This window comes from Streptomyces sp. NPDC037100 (genome assembly GCF_055606225.1).
In genome coordinates this window covers 75464-93198 of record NZ_JBVJSX010000008.1, presented here as the reverse complement: position 1 = coordinate 93198, position 17735 = coordinate 75464, and the positions used below count along the sequence as shown (strand labels likewise).

The window sequence follows — 17735 nt, the reverse complement described above, 5'->3', positions numbered from 1 at the left end:
GGCAAACGTTCCCGGTCACAGCACTAGGCGCACAAAGTATGGTGGCCGCCGCGATGGAGGCCGAAGTCAATTCATAACGCTTTGCCGAAGTCGGCCCAGCCCGGCGCTCGCAAGGCGCTTCAGGACATCTACAACGCCGAGGACCGCGACCTCGCGGTCAAGGCGATCAAGACGTTCGCCCAGCTCTACGGCGCGAAGTTCCCCAAGGCGGTCAAGAAGATCACCGACGACGAGGCCGAACTACTGGCCTTCTACGACTTCCCCGCCGAACACTGGATCCATCTGCGGACCACCAACCCGATCGAGTCCACGTTCGCCACCGTCCGCCTGTGCACGAAGGTCACTCGCGGGGCCGGCTCCCGCACCGCCGCCCTGGCGATGGTCTTCAAACTCGTCGAGTCCGCTCAGCAGCGGTGGCGGGCCGTGAACGCACCTCATCTCGTCGCCCTTGTTCGTGCCGGGGCCCGTTTCGAACGCGGCCAACTGGTCGAGCCTTCCGCCGCGGCATAGGGTCTGGTGCACCATGACCGACCATCACACCTACGGCACCAGCACCCACACCACCGACGAGCTGGTCCGGCTCGTCAGTGACTGCCTCGGGCTGGTCTTCACCAAGCGCGACAGCGATTACCGGGGCGTCTACCACCTCGTCAGCAGCCCCAATGGACGGATCGAGATCCAGCCCAACCCCATCCCCGGCGACGACGGCGAAGACGACCTCTATGCTCCGGAACACCCGGCGGCCCAGGTGCTGTTGCTCACCACCACGCCGGTTGCGGAACAGACCCTGCAGGCTCGACTGGGCTCCATCGAAGGGCTCATCCACCTGAACCACGCGACCGTGTGAACAGCTACTGATCCACAGCTTTTGACAATTGCTCAACTCTCGGTTGATGGCTCGGGAGGCCTTGAGGGTTCTTCGCGTTCGGAGAGCTGGTCGCGGGGCTTGGCGACCTGTTGTTCAAGGCGGTCGAATCCCGCTGGAGAGTGTCTGAGTCGATGGGTGCGCCGAGGCCAGTGGCGTGCCAGGCGTGGCGGCCAAAGGGTTCGGACAGGCGTTGTTCGACGCGGGCCACACGGCCCGCAAGGCGGATGTTGCCTTCGGTGGGGTTGGTCAGGTCGCTCAGCAGGGAGTTCCGGCTGACCTGTGGGCCGGAGGTGTTGTTGGGTTGGGCGGCCTTGGCTGCCACGGCTGCCGGGGGGCCGGTAGATCAGGCTGCGGTGGACGCCGGCCAGGCGGGCTACGGCGGAGACGCTGAACGGTGTTGCTTCCGCCCGTGCCAGGCGTCGAGCTCGTCGGCTGCGGCCAGCCGTTCCCGGTCCCGCAACAGGGTGTCCAGGTAGGTCCGCAGGTCTGGAAGGTCGGAGGGATGGGTGCGGAAGTGATCACAGCCCGGGCACCGGAACCGGAATGGGCAGGCGTGACCGCCTGGGCTTGCCGTTGCTGAGCTCGGCGCAGATCCCGAACGGTACCGCGACCTGCCCGGTCCGCATCCGGGCGTGCTCGTGGTCCAGAAGGGCTTTGGCCTCATCCCACAGCCGGCCGCCGTGCCGGTCGAACTGGAGGGTGACCAGCCGGTCGACGGCCTGACGCGTGCTCTTCACGGAGACCCGTCATGGTGGAGCCGGGAGTGGAACTCTCGGAATGAGTGGAGCTATTCGTCGAGGTACCGGTGTCTGATGTCGGCCGGTGTGATGAAGAGTTGGCCATCGCGGACCTGCCATTCGGTTGTCCCGTCGGCTTCGTGGCTGGCCAGGAACAGACCCCGGACGAGGTCTCCGTCGCCGTCGGAAGCGGGGAGCCGCGCGATCTCTCGGATCTGGTCGGTGAACCAGGCCAGGGCCGAATCACGGATGTCGGCGCCGTAGAAGATGTAGTGGGTCCAGTTGACGTGCCGGCGCGGTAAGCCCCATCCGTTGGTGTAGTGGTTGTCTTCATGTGAGGAGACGATCTCTTGGATGGCGGCGAGTTGCGTCTCGTCGCACTCCAGCCACCCCCTGATCGACACGTAAACGCCCATTGGGATGTCCTCTCTCTCGTCGTCAGTTCTCACGTGACAGGCTTCGGCTCACGTCGGCTGCGTAGGCGCCCCAGTCTCCGGCGGCGGCACGGTGACCAACCCGAAGCTGACCGCGCTGCTCCAGATGTTTCGGTGCATGGCAGACCTCCGCAGCTACCCCGGGCAACACCAGACTATGAGGGCGACCGCAGCCGCGCCGACGACATGTTCGAACGCGTGGATCACGGTTGGGCACGGTTGCCCGGTGCCGTACACCAGGGCAGCGCGACGCCCCCCCCGTCAGGACCTGAGAACGCGTTCGATGCTGGGGTGGAACCGGGTGAGCAGGACGCGGGTGCGGTTGGAGGTGCGGATGGCCTCAGCGGCCAGGTCCTGGTCGAAGCCGACCAGCATGGTCAACTCGGCGGTGATCTCGTCGGCGAGCTCCAGGGAGCGCAGGGGTGGGGCATGGTGCGGGCGGCGTCCGCGATGACGGCCGCATCGCGGGCGTCGGACTTGGCCTGGCCTCACTTGGGTAGAGGTCTCGTCGATGTCGATCACCGCGCCCCCGCATGCGTCGATGCCGTGCCGACCCTGATTGCGCGGCCGTTCGCGCGCATCCACGTGATGCAGAGCTGCCGCCCGCGAGTGGCCCGGCATTGCGCCGGGCCGGGCGGTGGCCAGGCCCCTGACCAGCGTCTGTGACGGCACTCCTCGGGCCCGGTGACACCCCCAGGTCATCGGTTCTCATCCGTCCGACAGGGGGCAACAGTCATGCCGGGCCCGCAGTCCAGCGGCCCTCTTGCAAGACCGCGAAGACGATGACGGGGCGGGCGGCCGGCTCCTCAGGGCTCGTTTCTGCCGCGATTCGGTGACCACACGTGCTGCTGGGCATCGTCATGGTCATCCACGCACCAGTGCCCGCTTCTGCACACGAACGAGGCGGCGTACTGCGACGCGGTGTCGCGGTACGCCGCCCTGGAGTGCCGGAGCTGCGGGGTGCGGGCCGCGCGCTCATGCAGCCTTCAGGTCGCGGTTGTACTTCGATGTCGACCTGCTGCAGCGTGTGGTCCGGGTGGATCTGGGCGTCCGGCCGGCGGGCGTCGGCCGAAGCGGGCGAGCCGGCTTGGCCCGTGCGGTCCACGCAGCTCGGCGCGGTCTATCGAGCTGGCTCTGCAGCGTCAGCCGACCCGGCCTGCCCGTCGCCGAACACCTCCCTGACCAGTCTTTGCGTCGCGTTCTGGAATGCTTCTGCCATGGACAGTGCGGCGTCGTCCACGTAGTTCAGCGCGGCGGTGAGGGTTTTGCTGCCGTCGGGCGTGCTGTACATCAGCGCCGCGTGGCCCGCCATGCCGCCGTTGTGGGTGATGACGGTGCCGCTGTTGTCGCCCGTGTCCTGAACGAACACTCCCAGGCCGTAGCCGACCTTGGGGTGCGGTTTGCACATCTCGGCCAGCAGCGGGGCGGGCAGGAGTCTGCCGCCCATCAGCGCGGAGATGAACGTGTGGAGGTCCTTGGCGGTCGAGATCATGTCTCCGCCGGTGGAGATCCAGGAGGGGTTCTGGCGGGTGACGTCGACCGTCCTTTGCAGGCCGGCGTCCTCGTACCGGTAGTAGGCGTGGGTGTGCGGCTCGGGGATCTCCGGGCTGGTGTCCGGCACCATGGTGTCCGACAGCCCGAGCGGCCCCAGGATCAGCCGCTGCATCTCCTCGGCGAGCGAGCGGCCGGTCACCTTCTCGATCAGCAGCCTGGCCAGCACGTAGTTGGTGTTGGAGTAGTTCCAGTCCGTCCCCGGCTCAAACCGCGCCGGCTTGGACAACGCCAGCCGTACCAGCTCATCCGGTCGGTAGGTCTTGAACCGGTTGTCCACCCACTCCTGGCCCGCGGTCGTTGCGGGAATCCCTGGCGCGAACGTCCCGTCGTCGTAGTACTCGCCGGTGAAGTTGAACACCCCGCTGGTGTGCTGCAGCAGCATCCGCACCGTGATCTTCGGGTGCAGCTCGAACTCGGGCAGGTAGTCGGCCACCGGGGCGTCCAGCCCGATCGTGCCCTCGGCCACCAGTTGCAGCACTACGGTAGCGGTGAAGGTCTTGGTGTTGCTGCCTATCCGGACGTACCCGTTCGTCGGCGGTTTCGCGGTCTCGCCCAACGTGCGCACCCCGGCAGTGCCGACCCACTCGCCCCGCTCGTCGTGCACGCGCATCGCCACCCCTGTGAAACCGGACTCGACCATCTCTTCGATGGCCTTCTGCAGCTCCGGGCGGTCCTGGTCGGTAAAAGTGATGGACATGGTGGTGTACCCCTTGAGAACTGTTACGAGATTCATCTGAACGGACGGGATCGCCGGGGCCGCGCCTCTTACAGGCTGTGGGCGCTGATGTCGCCGTAGGCGGTGGTCGCGTGGATGGTCAGGGTGGCGTCGTCGCCGCCGGTGTTCTTGAGTGCGTTGTGGATCCGGCCGTAGGAGGTGCCGGCGTCCAGGGAGGCGGAGACTCCGCGGGCGGCCCCGACCGAGATCTCGCCGGACTCGGTGCGCAGCGTGACCGTGCCCCGCGCGGCCTCGACGATGCGGAGGTCGCCCTTTTGGGTGCTGATCTGTGCGGGGCCGCCCAGGCGGCCGACCGAGACGTCACCGGACTGGAGGGTCAGCCGGGCACTCGCGGCCTCGTCGAGCTTGACCGCGCTCTGGGCGCCCTCGAACGAGACGTCGCCGAGCCGTCCTACGCCCCGGAAATCGGCGAGGGCCGCCTTCGCCTCGATGTGGGAGCCGGCGGGCAGCTGGACGGTCACCTCGATGGATCCGGAAGGGCCGAGGATCTGGTTCTTCGCCTCCGGGGTCTTGATCCGCAGGACGCCGTCGTCGTAGACGACCTCGGTCTGCTCCGCCGCCTTCACGTCGCGGCTCTTGGAGGCGTTCGCGGGCAGGACCTCGACCGTGGTGTCGGCACGGTCGGCGGCGATGATCTGGATGCGGCAGGCGGGGATGTCCAGAACGGCGGTCACCGGGGCGGGGGTGTTGAACTTCTGCATCATGCCTTCCTTCGGCTCGTTGTTTCTGACAACGGAAAGGCTACGTTGCATTCACATGTGCGGCAACATCTAAGTTGCACACGATAGCTATCGTGCCTGGTAGAACCTGGAAAGTCATTGCAATGACTGTGGTACTTAACGCAACAGCATCATTGGGCGCGTTGCAATGAATGGAAGTGAACGCTGTGGTGCCGGCACGCACACCGAAGGGGACCGCGACGCCGGGAGGCAGCTCACTCAGCGGGGACGCCGGCAGAACGCGCTGGGACTGGCTGACGGTCTCTCCTGCGCGGAGACCCCTCGGGGCCTCGACGCTGGATCTCGACCATCACGCGCGAGGTCATGCGCAACGGCGGCCCCACCGCCTACCGCGCCGGCCTCGACCATGCGCCACCGAAGACCGCGCCCACCGCCGCAGAAGGGCGGTGCCGCGGGACTTCGACCCGCCCCCACAGGCCCACGGACGCGACGGCGAAGCCGTACGCGCGTATGGGGAGACGTTCGCCACCGTCTTCATGCAATCGGGCCTTCCCGCGATGACGGCCCGGGTCCTGACAGCCTCTGACCGCCGGCGCCGGCAGCCCGGATCCCGGTCACGGCTCCCAGCACAGTGAACAACCGCCGAGACAGGGTCCGGCGCGCGATGCGTCCGCCTCGCCGTCCTCCTCAGCGGACCCGGAAGGCTCCCCGTCCGTCAAAGACCGATCCGGCTTCGCGACGGGTTCGCCTCGCTGCTGCCCGACACGGCCGTACCGCTCATCGGACCCGGAAGCCGGATCACCCACCCCGCCATCACCCTGCTCGCCGACTCCTGCACCACCGTGTGCCGGGTCGGCGAGCAGGGCTGCTCCGGCGTGCGCCTTTGTGCCACCGGCACCGGCACCGCGCACGGCTCCCCGTTTCGGCACGCGGGAGGCTGGGGGACGGGATAGGCGCCGTGGGCACGCGGCTGTCAACCCACCGTCCAGGGGCCGGTCTTGTCGGGGTTGAGCACTGCCCCGAGGTGAATGATCCGGTTGCCCGTGAGGTCGAACGCCATGACCGATACGGTGACGCCGTCCGGTTGCACCACCAGCCCCGGCTGACCGTGGAGCGTACGCTCCCCGAGCGTCACGCCGGGCGCCCACAGCGGACCGGTCAGCGAAGAAGCGTGCAACTGCGCTTCGTCAGGCCCAGTGTCTTCCAGCATCCGACTCCGGCTGAGAGGCGCAGGGGACGCCTACCGCCGCCGGTTCCGAGGCATCAGGCCGGCGCGGCGGGCCAGTTCGTCCTCCGGTCCGGTGCCACGGCGCTTGCCCGGCATGGAGCGGACGACGTAGCGGAAGGGCAGCCCGCCTGGTTCGGCGACCATGCCGCCGAACCGGGTGTCGCCGGCGAACCACACTCGGTCCGCCGGGCGGGGCCCCCGCGGACGGGGGCCGTCCCAGCCGTCCGCGGGGACGGGGAACGAGCAGTGGCTCTGGCCGTCCGGCTGGAGCAGCACCACCCGCCCGTCCGTCCCCCAGCGGCGGCCCTGGACCCGTTCGCCCTCGGCGGCGACCACCCGGACGTCCTGTGTCCGCGCGGGCCAGACCTGCCAGCCGTAGGTGGACATCACCAGCCGCTCCCGGCGTCGCGCCCGGCGCCACAGCAGCGTGAGGCCGGCCGTGACCGCGATGACCGGGACCACGCAGGCGGCGGTGACCAGGCCTGAGGTGGAGCCGGGGCCCGCAAGAGAGAGGACGGCCGCCAGCAGCAGCACTTCGGCGGTCAGCGCGAGGATGCCCCACCGCAGGCCGCGTTCACGCCGCCGTAGGACGTCCTCGACGCCCGGGGTGTCCACCGCCACTCCGGGCAGCAGCTCGTAGCCGTACTCCGCAGCGATCATCACGTTCCTTCCGCAATGCCCAAGGTGCGGCGGCTCGCCGGGCCTCCGTCGGAGCCAGAGCCTACTGGCCGCGCCCGGCCGCCGACGGAGGCGTTCGTCGTCCATGTCGGGTGACCCGCTGGTAGTGGCGATGATCAGCGCTGGCCCCCGTCGTCTACACGGCGTCGCGTAACGCATACGACCATGGTCGGCGGCGGCGTAGGCCATTGGTCGGTGGTGCGGGCCGGGGCCCGGATGCTCCCGCGCGCCGTACGGCCGGCCCTTGCCCGCACCCCCTCCCGGCGGGAGAGTCGGGGCCCGCAATCGGACGTCGCGCATCCGCGACCGTCCGTTCAGCGTCCCTGTGAGGAGTCGCACCATGCAACGATCGCGCCCCAGAGCCTGGCTCCTGGCCGTCTTCACGTCCGTGCTGACCGCAGCACTGGCGTTATCGACCGCACAGCCGGCGGCGTCCGACCCCATCGGTGTCCTGCGCACCCTCGACTGGGAACAGGCGGCCGACCGCACGCTCCCGGCCACCGCCCCCGCCAACTTCTCCAAGCAGTGGGGCACTTCATACGGCGCCACCAACGTCACCGGCCCCACGCGCGACGGTTCCCACGCGGCCCGGTTCGAGCTGAGAAAGACCGATCCGGTCGTCTCCAGCAGCAAACGGGCGGAGATATCACAGCGCGACGAGCAGCCGGCGAACGCCGAGCGGTGGTACGGCTTCAGCGTCAATCTGGCGTCGAGCTGGGCCTATGACACCTCGGCCGAGATCGTGAGCCAGTGGCACCAGTGCGATGCCGGCTGCCCGGGCGGCTCACCGCCCCTGGCGCTCCTGACCGACGAAGGCCGCTGGAAGATCGACTTCCGCGGTCAGTTCGTCGATCTGGGTGCGTATACCACCGGTGTCTGGGTGGACTGGGTTTTCCACGTCACCTGGCGCACCGACAGCAGCGGCGTCCTGCAGGTCTGGAAGAACGGCGAACGTGTCGTGAACCGCACCGGCGTGACCCACGACGGCGGCCCGCGCTCGCCCTACTTCAAGTTCGGCATCTACAAGTGGGACTGGAACACCGGCGCCCCCTCCAGCACCACCCAGCGCGTGATGTACTACGACGCCCTGCGCCTGGGCGATGAGCGCGCCGTCCACAAGGACGTCGCACCGCAGCGGACCTGCACGCGAGCCGCACCGGTGACCTCCGCGACCGCCACCACCCACGAACCGGCGAACCCGCCCGCCAACGCCGTCGACGGCGATCTGACGACCCGTTGGTCCGGCCAGGGCTTCGGCGCCGCGCTGATCCTGGACACCGGCGCGCCACGCCACCTGTGCGGCGCGGCGGTGGCCTGGCACCGCGGCGACCTGAGGTGGAACGACTACACCATCCATGCCTCGCAGGACGGCGTCTCCTACACCAAGGTGTGGGAAGGCCGCAGCTCGGGGACGACCACCGCGCCCGAGACCGTCCTGTTCACCACGGGACCCCTGGACGTCCGCTATCTGAAGATCTCCTTCTGGGCGAACCCCGAGAACGACTGGGCGAGCATCACCGAAACGAGCCCCCTGAGCCTCTGACCGGCCCCCCGACCCGACTGGCTGACCGAGAACCCCGGTGACGAGCGCGAGGGCTGGACACGGGATGGCCTTCGCCTCGACATGGGCGGCGCGGAACGGTCGGGCTCGGCCCGGACGCAAGCCGTCCGGGCCGAGCCCGCCGTGCCCGACCCAGGAGCCAGTCTTCCTCACATCTCACTTGCCATGGAGTGCGCTCGAAGTCATAGCGTCGAGGACGCAACGGCGCACGAGGCCCTCTCAGAGCCCGCTCCTCCAGGGATGCCGGGTGGTGGCATCTGTGCCTGGATGGACGGGAGACTTCGTGTCGCCCGAAGGACGATCAAGCGTGCAGGGAAGGCTGGGACACGACATGCAGAAGCGTAGTCTGCGGGAATTGCAGGTATCGGCCATCGGCCTGGGGTGCATGGGCATGTCCGCCTTCTACGGAACCGCCGACGAAGAGGAGGGCGTCGCGACGATCCGGCGCGCCCTCGACCTCGGGGTGAACTTTCTCGACACCGCGCAGATGTACGGCCCGCTCACCAACGAGTCCCTCGTCGGCGAGGCGATCCGGGGGCGCCGCGACGAGTATGTGATCGCGACGAAGTTCAACTACCGGATGGACGACGCGGTACCGGGCGACATCAGCACGGTCGGCCCGCAGGACGGCTCGGCCGAACATGTCCGCAGCTCCGTCCACGGCTCCCTGAAGCGTCTGGGAACCGACCACATCGACCTGTACTACCAGCACCGGGTCGACCCGAACGTGCCCATCGAGGAGACGGTCGGCGCGCTGGGCGAACTGGTCGCCGAGGGCAAGGTGCGCTACATCGGGCTGAGTGAGGCGAGCGCCCGGACCATCCGGCGTGCGCACGCCGTGCACCCGGTCACGGCTGTGCAGAGCGAGTACTCGCTGTGGTCGCGGGACGTGGAGGCCGAGGTGCTGCCCGCCTGCAGGGAGCTGGGCATCGGCTTCGTACCGTACTCGCCCCTCGGCCGCGGCTTTCTCGCCGGGCGGTTCACCTCGCCGGACGACCTGGACGCCAACGACTGGCGCCGCCAGAACCCGCGCTTCCAGGACGCCAATCTGGAGGCCAACCTGCGGCTGGCGGCGAAGGTGAAGGAGATCGCCGCCGAGAAGGACGTGACGCCGGCTCAGCTGGCCATCGCCTGGGTGCTGGCCCAGGGTGAGGACCTGGTGCCGATCCCGGGTACCAAGCGCCGCACCTACCTGGAGCAGAACGCCGCCGCCGTCGACATCGACCTGACGAAGGACGACTTGGCCCGCATCGAGGCGGAGCTGCCCGAGGCGGCCGGTGAGCGGTACGACGAGGCAGGCATGCGATCCGTCGACCGGTAGGCGGAGGGCGCACACCACACGGAGGTTCCGTAGGGAACGCGGGGTGGTCATCGATCTCCTGAGCGCCGGACCGCACGCGACGATCTGACTGACTCGCAAGGCGGCGAGGCACAGGCCTTGTCAGGTGTCGGCGCTGAAGTACGCAGCGACAGCGTCGATGAAGCGGTCATGGCCGGTGTGTGCGTCGTCGTGCTGTGACTGTGATGTGCGGGGAACTGGCGAGCGGGTAAGGGGAGTTGGGGCTCAGTGACGGATGAGCGGCACGGCGGCGGCGTGCCGGGGGAGGGGCGGGGGTGCGTTTCACACTCGGCATACAGGCGGAGACCGGCGACCACGCGAGCGCCACGGACGATTTGTACGACTGGCTGCGCCAAGATCTCGAACTGCGCGGTCTCGTGCGGCGCGACCTGACGGACAGCGCGCCCGCGGGAGCGATGGGCGGTGCCTGGAGCGAGCTGTTGACCCTGCTGCTCGCCCCCGGCGGCCCCACCGCGGCGGTCGGCGCCGCCCTCGTCGTCTGGCTGCAGAACCGGCGGAGCAATGTGACCGTCACCATCAACCGACCGGACGGCACCCAGCTGGTGGTCGCCTCCGAGAAGGTCCGGCCGCTGACCGCGGAGGGCACCGGCGAGCTGGCCCAGCGGGTGGCGGAGGCTCTGCGGGAGCCATCGGCTCAGGACGCCGGGCGGGAGCCGTCCGCGCTGGACACGGGCGAGCGCGAACCGTCCGGCGGGGACGGCACGCGACAGGCCGACGGGGACGGTTCCCGCCGGGCGGACGGGGACGGCACGCGCCGGGCCGAGGGGGCGCACTGACCGTGCCGTCAGGGAGAGGGCCGGATCTGACCGGACCCGGCTGTCAGGCGGTGGTGGTCGGCACGGGCCGCCACCCGGGAGACCGGCTGCACGATCTGCCCGCGGCCGTGCCCTCGGCGCAGGCGCTGGCCGAGACGTTGCGCACCCACTGCGGCATGGGCGACCGGGTCCGTGTGCTGACGGACCCCGTGTCACCCAGCGAGGTGCTGGAGGCGCTGGCGGAGGCCGCCGACCGAGCGGCGCCCACCGAGGAGCGGCCCGAGAGCGGCATCGTCGTCTTCTGCTTCGTCGGCCACGGTCTGCGCGGGCCCGGCGGACGGCTGTATCTCGCGACGGCCGCGACGAAGTCCCTCAGGGACACCGCCCACGCGGTGCCCTACGCGGAGATCGAGCGCTACCTCGGCGATGCCGCAGCGGACCCGGTGCTGATCCTCGACTGCTGCTTCGCCGGGAACGCCCGGGAACCCGACCGCGGCCCCGCCCCGGACCCGTTCGGCGCGTCCCGCCCCCAGGGCAGCTTTCTGCTTGGATCGGCCCAGCGCAACACCCTCGCCCACGCCCCTGAGGGCGCCGAGTACACCCTGTTCACAGGCCATCTGCTGAAGCTGCTGCGGGAAGGCGACGCGGGCGCCCCCCGCCTGCTGACGCTCGGCGGGGTCTACCGCCTGCTCGACCAGCGGCTCCAGGGCGAGGCGGCCCGCCCCTACGGCGGCGGCACCGCCCGCATGGCCGAGCTGGTCCTCACCACCAACCGCCGCTATCCCGCGCACCCCGCCCCGGACCTCCCGCCGGCGCCGGACGACGACGCGGACGCCGTGTGCCCGTACCCGGGCCTGCGCCCTTTCCTGCCCGAACAGCACCATCTCTTCTTCGGCCGCGAGAAGATGACGCAGCGGCTGCTGGCCAGGGTCGCCGGGACCCGGCCGGGGGAACCGCTGGTGCTCATCGGCAACTCCGGCGTCGGCAAGTCGTCGCTGCTGCGGGCCGGGCTGAGCGTGGCGGCGCACCGCGCGGGACTGGGACCGGTGTGCCTGGTGCCCGCACCCGGAGCGCGGCCGTTCCGGCGGCTCGCCGAGGCGTGGGCGCAGGCGGTGGGCCGTTCTGTCGACGAGGTCCTACGTGATCTGGAACGGGGACGTTTCACCCACGAGGGATCCGGGGCGCGCGGCGGGCCGATGCCCGGGGTCCTGGTCGTCGACCAGGTGGAGCAGTACTTCACGCACGGCGCGGACGAGACCGAACGCGACCGGTTCGCCGCCGCGCTCACCGCGACCGACGGCCCGCGCGTCGTGCTGGCGCTGCGCGCCGACTACCACGGCGACGTCCTCGGCGACCCGCATCTCGCCCCGTTCGCGGAACGCGACCACTTCGTCGTGCCCGCCCTGAACGACGAGGAGATCGAGGCGGCCATCGTCGAGCCCGCCCGCTACGCCGGACTGAAGTGGGAGGCGGGCGTCCCGCACATCCTGCTGCGCGAGGTGAACGAGGAACGGCGCGGCGGACGCACCGGCGACACGGCGGCCCTGCCGTATCTGGCGTACGTCCTCCAGGAGATCTGGCTGCGGCGGCGCGGCACGACGCTCACCTACGCCGCGTACCAGCAGGCGGGCGGCATCCGCGATGCGGTCGCCCGCGCCGCCGACCGGATCCACGACGGCCTCGACGAGGATGGCCGGCAGCGGCTGCGCGCCCTGATGCTCGCCATGGTGCAGGTCGCCGACGGCGAGGGACGGCTGGTGCGCCGCAGGGTGCCGCGGGAGGAACTGGCCGACGCGCAGGACCTGCTGCGGCTCCTCGCCGACGCCCATCTCATCGTGGTGGACGAGGACGGTGGAGCGCAGCTCGGGCACGACTCGTTGCTGCACGCGTGGGAGCGGCTGACCGGCTGGATCGAGGAGATCCGCGGTGGTCTGCTGCGGCTGCGGCGGCTGACGGCCGCGGCGGAGGGCTGGGACGAGGGCGGACGCGGGCCCAGCGGCCTGTGGCGGGGTTTCGACCTGCGGGAGGCACGTGAGCTGGCCCGGACCGCCGGAGCGGCGCCCGTACGGCAGGTGGTCCGCGACTTCGTCACCGCGAGCGATGCCGCCGAGCGGCGCCGGCGCCGGGCCGTCCGGGCGTGGGTCTCCGTGCTGTCGGTGCTGACCCTGGTGGCGGCCTCCCTTGCGGGCTGGGCGTTCTACGAGAACGGGCAGGCGGCGAGCCGGGAGCGGGTCCTGATCGCCCGCGAGCTCGCGGGCCGCGCCGACCGCATCCGCGACCGTGACCCGGGGGCGGCGCTGCGCCTGAGCCTGGCCGCTTACCGCACGGCCGAGACCCCGGAGACCCGCTCCAGCCTGTACGCGGCGGCGATCACCCTGACCCCTGTCCACCTCACCCCCGCCGGGCCCCACCGCGAGCCCGTCCTGAACCTCGCCTACCGCCCGGACGGCAAGGCGCTGGCCGCGAGCCACCGGGACGGCCGGGTACAGCTGTGGGACCTGTCCGTTCCGGGGCGGCCCGCCGAGGGGGGCCGCTTCCAGGTGAAGGGCCGGCCCGCCCTCGCCCACCACCCCCGCGAGCCGCTGCTGGCCGCGCAGTCGGGTACGGAACTGACCCTGTGGAACACCGCGGATCCGGAACGGCCCAAGCGGCTGGCGCAGCTGCCGATCGAGGGGAGCAGGACGACGTTCAGCGTGGCGTTCAGCGGGGACGGCCGGACCCTGGCATCCGGCGGCGACAGGGGCCGACTGCGGCTGTGGGACGTCTCCGACCCGGCGCGCCCTGCGCTGCGCGCGCAGCGCACCGTGGCCGAAGCCGAACTGATCTCTCTGGCGTTCACCCGCGACGGACACCACCTGATCACCGGCAACGGCAAGGGGCCGGGCGTGGACGGGCACCCCGCCCAGGTACGGCTGTGGGACCTGACCGACCCCGACCGGCCCGTCCTGCGCGACACCGAGCGGGCCGCCTCGGTGACGTCCGTCGCCGCCCATCCGCGCCGCGACCTGGTCGTCGCGAACGGCGGCGGCGGGAAGACGGCCTGGTGGCAGGTGTCGGACGGGCGGGAACTGCGGCGGGTGCCCGCCGAGGACTACATGGACCGCTGGGGCGACTACGACGGCATGCCGCAGCTCGCCTTCAGCCCGGACGGCAGGTTCCTCGCCGGGGCGGACCGCGGCGGCGGCGTACGGCGGCTCAGGGCGACGGCCGAGGCGGCCGAGCTGGCGGAGGCCAAGCGGGAACTCGGCGTGCTGTCCGCAGGGCAGCCGGTCCAGTCGGTCGCCTACAGCCCCGACAGCCGCTATCTGGCCGCCGGTGAGGTGGGCGGCGAGATCCGGCTGTGGACCGAACGTGCCGGGGCGCCCGCGCTCCCCGGCTACCTGCCCGTGCACGAGATCGCGGGCACGGGCCCCATCAGCGCCGACGGCAGGCTGCTCATCACCAAGGAGGAAGAGCCGGACTCCTCCACGGCCACCCGGATCTGGGCCATCGGCCACGACGGCTCGCCGAAGCCGCGCTACGCCCTTCCGAAGGACTGGGAGGCGAACTGGTTCCTGACCGGCCAGGACGGTGACCCGGTCCTGCTGGCCCACCACTGGGCGGGAGGACTGGTCCACACCCTCCAGCTCTGGCGGTTCGGCGCCGAGGGTCCGCCGCACCGAGGCGCGAGCATCCGGTTCACCGCCCACGCCCCGCACATCACCGTCAGCCCCGACAGCCGGCTGCTGGCCGTGGGGTCGAGGGACGAGCGGGCCATCGCCCTGTGGGACATCAGTGACCCCGGGAAGCCGGTACGCCGGGCCGACATCCCCGCGCAGGCGAAGGGCGGGCTCTTGGACACGGGAAGCCTCTGGTTCGCGGGCCCGCACACCGTCGTGACCGTCGAGAACGAATGGCACCTGCGATTCTGGGACGTCTCCGACCCCGACCATCCCCGCATGGGCGACGTGCTCAAGGACGCGGCGCTGAGCCAGGGCGCGATGTACGACGATGTGTCGAAGCTGCTCATCACCGAGGAGAGCGGCGACACGATCCGGCTGTACGACCTCTCCCAGCCGGCGCGTCCGGTCGAGGGCAGCCGGATCCCGGCTGCTCCCGCGAGCTACTTCCCCGCCGGGAAGGACGAACTCGCGACGGCGGTCGCCGACGGCACGATCGAGTTCTGGGACGTGTCCGATCCCCGCAAGCCGACGAAGAAGCGCGAGACCGTACGACTCGACCGCGCCGTCTCGTCCGTCTTGGTCACCGCCGACGGCCGTCACGCCATCTCCGGCAGCCCCTACCGCATCTGGTCCCTGGATCGCGACGGCCGCTGGGAGACCCCGGAGTTCGCCACCCTGGAGGGAGCGGAGTCCGTCCGGGTGCCCCCGGGCGGGAACTGGCTGGCCGTCACCACCATGACCGACGCGACGGGCCTGTCCAACGAGAAGAACACGTACATCCTCGACTACGACACCGACCGCCTCTACGAGGCCATGTGCCGCTCACAACCCGTCAGTCTCTCGAAGGACCGCTGGAAGGCGCTGTTCCCGAACCTGGAGCACCGCGTCTCGTGCGCCGAAGCGGGGTGATCAACTTCGCGCCTGATGCAGGGACGCCGATCGAGCGGGCCTGTCCTGCGCCGGTGCCGTACCGTTCGCCAGATGGGCGCCGCGCACGTCAAGTTCGGCAAGTGAGACGCTGAGGCGGAGGGCTTCTTCCGCAAGCTGTTGGGCGGGAACCCGGCGTTCGCGCTGTGCGCGCGGTCCACGTACCAGGAACGTCCTGGAGTTGGGCGGTGTCATGCCTCCGATGTGTGCGACGCCGTTACCGCGTCGGTGATCACGCGGAGCAGATCTGGCTGACTCGCTGGCACCCCTGCCGGCGACCGTCCACACCATCAGTCTCCACTTGAGATGACGTCCAAGTTCGACCACCGCGTGTCCTCGTTGTGACCGGCTAGGAGTTTCAGGCGAGGCTCTCGAGGAAGTTCGAGAGCGCGGTGTGCAGGATCCCAGGCTGTTCCAGGTGCAGGTCGTGGCCGGTGCCGGGGATGCTCATCGCAATGGTGGCCGGTCGCTGTCGGAGCATTTCGTCGGCTTCCTGTTCAGGGATGAAGCCGGATTGGGCCAGGACGACCAGGGTGGGGCATGCGACCTGTGTCCATTCGTGCCAGAAGGAACGCCGGGCGTTCTCCGCCAGCGAGCGGACCATTACGTCCCGGTCGAAGCGGGGCCACCACCCGTCACCGCGTTCTTCCAGTCCGGCTGCCCAGCCTGCACCGACCGGCCCGCCGCCGAGGAACGCGGCTGCCGCCTCGCGTGAGGGGAATGGGGTCGGCCATGAGTCGAGCCAATCGCCTATGTCCGCGGGTCCGTCCGGGCCCGCACCGCCGGGGCCGGCCTCGACAAGCACGAGCGCGCGGACGACTTCGGGATGTGCGGCGGCGGTGAGCATGGCTGTGTGTCCGCCCAGCGACTGGCCGACCAGGACGGGCCGCCGCAGCGCCAGCTGATCGACAACGGCGATGACGTCGGCGACGTAGGCGGCGCGGGAGACGTCCCGCGGGTGGCGCTCGCTGGCGCCGTGTCCGCGCTGGTCGACCGCGACGACCCGATAGCGGGAACTCAACCTCCGTGCCGGCACGTCCCATTCACCTGCGTGACCGGCCAGGCCGTGCAGCAACACGACGGGCTGTCCAGGCCCGCCCCAGTCCCGGCAGGAAAGCCGGACACCTTCTCGCACCACCACGTGTTCAGACCATGCCACGTCGGCCCCCAGGGAATCGGCTGGTACTGATCATGCCGCAACCGGTTCGGGGCGTTCGACGAGCCGACCGCGTTCGAAGCGGGCGCCTGCCCGGACGAGCTCGACGAGATGGGGCGCATTCACGGCCCGCCACCGTCGCCGGGCGGACTCGATGAGTTTTTCGCTCGCGTCAGGACGCCTCGGCGTGCGCGTTCGCCGTGCGCCCGGCCCGGTCGGCCCCACGGTGCGCCCCGGTCTCCCAGAGACACCAGGTCGACCACAGCAGCAGGACGAGGAAGACGGCGAGCAGCCCCAGCAGCAGGACCGTCTGCCGCGCCGACCCCTCGCCCTGGACCAGATTCAGCAACAGGCAGAAGGTCCAGGCCACCACACCGCCCGCATATACGGCCCTGAGCTGTCGCAACTGACTGACCGATCCCATCGTCACCCTTCCGGGCCGTGTCCTCACGCGTTGCCCTGCCTGTACCCCCGCCACGCGAGTTCACCGCTACCAAAGGCCGCCGGCTTCGGTGACTTGCCCACCGCCTCGCCCTGTCTGGCTGCTCACTCTGGGCCCAGGGCTTGGCGCATCCAGCGAAGGCGGGCATGGGAGCTGCGGCGCGTCCACAGGACCCAGGAGCACAGCGCGCCCATGCCGACAGCGAAGAGAAGGGGGAAGGCGAGGGACCCGCTGACGGCCCCCAGGACGAGCATGCCGACCGCGACGAGGCCCATGGCGCCGAGCCAGTACGGCAGCCACTTGCCCGCCCGCTCCACCTGGCCGAGCTGCTCGGCGACCAGCCGTCGCATGGCCGCCTGCTCCTCGGGGTCCTGCGGCACCTCATGGTGGCGGATCTTCCGGTTCAGATCGGCGAGTCCGCCCGCGTCGGTGCCCACGGCTCGGGCGGCCCGGCGGCGCTGGACGGCCAGGACCGCGACGGCGACCCCGGTGTAGAGAGCGCTCTGGAACACCCAGACAGCCGGGTGCTCGTCCTTGCGGAGCAGGGCCGTCGTGCCCAGTCCCAGCAGGAAGACCATGGTTGCCTGCGCGGTCAGACTGCGGTCGAGTAAGCGCTTGAGCGAGAGCACAGCGCAGACCTCCTCGAAGGGGAGTCGGGACAGCGTCGTCTCCCGAATACCCCGCGTTCTCCCGCTCATCGAGTCCATGCGCAGCCACGATGGCGGCAGGTTGTCGGCTGGATCGCGTCCGACATGAACAATGTCGTCCCGAGTTGTACACCTTGCCGGCGAACAGCGATCGCGCCGACATGGTGGACAAGCCTGCGGACATCGAGCGGGAGGAACGCATCACTGCCCGCCTGCGTTCGGCGCACGTCTGCAGGTCTGGGAGGATGACCGGGAGCCGTTCGTACCGGGTCCGGGAACTTGCGGGCGGCGAAAGGCGGGCGGGTACGGG

The 17735-nt window shown here is 70.3% G+C and carries 14 protein-coding genes and 4 pseudogenes; 7 read left to right on the top strand and 11 right to left on the bottom strand.

Annotated elements, in window-relative coordinates; all coding sequences use genetic code 11:
- Positions 1-78 precede the first annotated feature (78 nt).
- Both ACZ7EG_RS25430 and ACZ7EG_RS25425 read left to right on the top strand, forming a co-directional pair.
- Positions 79-510 (top strand): annotated as a pseudogene (locus ACZ7EG_RS25430) (transposase); the annotation flags it as partial.
- A 13-nt stretch (positions 511-523) separates the two neighbouring features.
- Entirely contained in the window at positions 524-847 is a 324-nt protein-coding gene (locus ACZ7EG_RS25425) for a hypothetical protein (RefSeq protein ID WP_471083195.1), read from the top strand.
- A gap of 539 nt (positions 848-1386) precedes the next feature.
- On the opposite strand, the gene ACZ7EG_RS25420 is transcribed toward ACZ7EG_RS25425, so the two are convergent.
- From ACZ7EG_RS25420 to ACZ7EG_RS25400, 5 genes and pseudogenes are all read right to left on the bottom strand, one after another.
- Positions 1387-1605 carry a hypothetical protein gene (locus ACZ7EG_RS25420; RefSeq protein WP_471083193.1) on the bottom strand — a complete coding sequence of 73 codons (219 nt, stop codon included), beginning with the start codon at positions 1603-1605 and terminating at the stop codon, positions 1387-1389.
- A gap of 50 nt (positions 1606-1655) precedes the next feature.
- Entirely contained in the window at positions 1656-2021 is a 366-nt protein-coding gene (locus ACZ7EG_RS25415) for a hypothetical protein (protein WP_471083190.1), read from the bottom strand.
- 288 nt (positions 2022-2309) lie between these two features.
- A pseudogene (locus tag ACZ7EG_RS25410) lies at positions 2310-2527 on the bottom strand (IS110 family transposase); the annotation flags it as partial.
- A 632-nt stretch (positions 2528-3159) separates the two neighbouring features.
- The gene (locus tag ACZ7EG_RS25405) at positions 3160-4290 is read right to left on the bottom strand and encodes a serine hydrolase domain-containing protein (protein ID WP_471083187.1); all 1131 of its coding nucleotides are present in this window, start codon (positions 4288-4290) and stop codon (positions 3160-3162) included.
- A gap of 68 nt (positions 4291-4358) precedes the next feature.
- Positions 4359-5030 (bottom strand): DUF4097 family beta strand repeat-containing protein, encoded by a 672-nt coding sequence (locus ACZ7EG_RS25400; RefSeq protein ID WP_471083948.1) that lies wholly within the window; start codon positions 5028-5030, stop codon positions 4359-4361.
- A gap of 166 nt (positions 5031-5196) precedes the next feature.
- Between ACZ7EG_RS25400 and ACZ7EG_RS25395 the strand changes: the two are divergent.
- Positions 5197-5587 (top strand): annotated as a pseudogene (locus tag ACZ7EG_RS25395) (hypothetical protein); the annotation flags it as partial.
- A gap of 395 nt (positions 5588-5982) precedes the next feature.
- Here the strand turns inward: ACZ7EG_RS25395 and ACZ7EG_RS25390 are convergent.
- The gene (locus ACZ7EG_RS25390; RefSeq protein ID WP_471083185.1) at positions 5983-6219 is read right to left on the bottom strand and encodes a hypothetical protein; all 237 of its coding nucleotides are present in this window, start codon (positions 6217-6219) and stop codon (positions 5983-5985) included.
- A 30-nt stretch (positions 6220-6249) separates the two neighbouring features.
- Positions 6250-6897 (bottom strand): hypothetical protein, encoded by a 648-nt coding sequence (locus tag ACZ7EG_RS25385; RefSeq protein ID WP_471083182.1) that lies wholly within the window; start codon positions 6895-6897, stop codon positions 6250-6252.
- A 358-nt stretch (positions 6898-7255) separates the two neighbouring features.
- Here ACZ7EG_RS25385 and ACZ7EG_RS25380 point away from each other — a divergent pair, with 358 nt between their 5' ends.
- The 4 genes from ACZ7EG_RS25380 (at position 7256) to ACZ7EG_RS25365 (ending at position 15162) form a co-directional block, all read left to right on the top strand.
- Positions 7256-8458 (top strand): heparin lyase I family protein, encoded by a 1203-nt coding sequence (locus tag ACZ7EG_RS25380; RefSeq protein ID WP_471083179.1) that lies wholly within the window; start codon positions 7256-7258, stop codon positions 8456-8458.
- 349 nt (positions 8459-8807) lie between these two features.
- Entirely contained in the window at positions 8808-9797 is a 990-nt protein-coding gene (locus ACZ7EG_RS25375) for an aldo/keto reductase (protein WP_471083176.1), read from the top strand.
- Between the two features lie 293 nt (positions 9798-10090).
- The gene (locus ACZ7EG_RS25370; RefSeq protein WP_471083173.1) at positions 10091-10612 is read left to right on the top strand and encodes an effector-associated constant component EACC1; all 522 of its coding nucleotides are present in this window, start codon (positions 10091-10093) and stop codon (positions 10610-10612) included.
- A 2-nt stretch (positions 10613-10614) separates the two neighbouring features.
- On the top strand, positions 10615-15162 hold the full coding sequence (locus tag ACZ7EG_RS25365; RefSeq protein ID WP_471083170.1) for a caspase, EACC1-associated type: 4548 nt from the start codon (positions 10615-10617) through the stop codon (positions 15160-15162).
- 376 nt (positions 15163-15538) lie between these two features.
- On the opposite strand, the gene ACZ7EG_RS25360 is transcribed toward ACZ7EG_RS25365, so the two are convergent.
- The 4 genes and pseudogenes from ACZ7EG_RS25360 to ACZ7EG_RS25345 form a co-directional block, all read right to left on the bottom strand.
- A complete protein-coding gene (locus ACZ7EG_RS25360; protein ID WP_471083167.1) occupies positions 15539-16339 on the bottom strand; it encodes an alpha/beta fold hydrolase in 801 nt (266 codons plus the stop codon).
- Positions 16340-16369: 30 nt separating this feature from the next.
- Positions 16370-16498: pseudogene (locus tag ACZ7EG_RS25355) on the bottom strand (IS256 family transposase); the annotation flags it as partial.
- A gap of 10 nt (positions 16499-16508) precedes the next feature.
- Entirely contained in the window at positions 16509-16709 is a 201-nt protein-coding gene (locus ACZ7EG_RS25350) for a hypothetical protein (RefSeq protein WP_471083164.1), read from the bottom strand.
- Positions 16710-16882: 173 nt separating this feature from the next.
- Complete coding sequence (locus tag ACZ7EG_RS25345) at positions 16883-17407, bottom strand: hypothetical protein (protein WP_471083161.1); 525 nt, start codon at positions 17405-17407, stop codon at positions 16883-16885.
- Positions 17408-17735 lie beyond the last annotated feature (328 nt).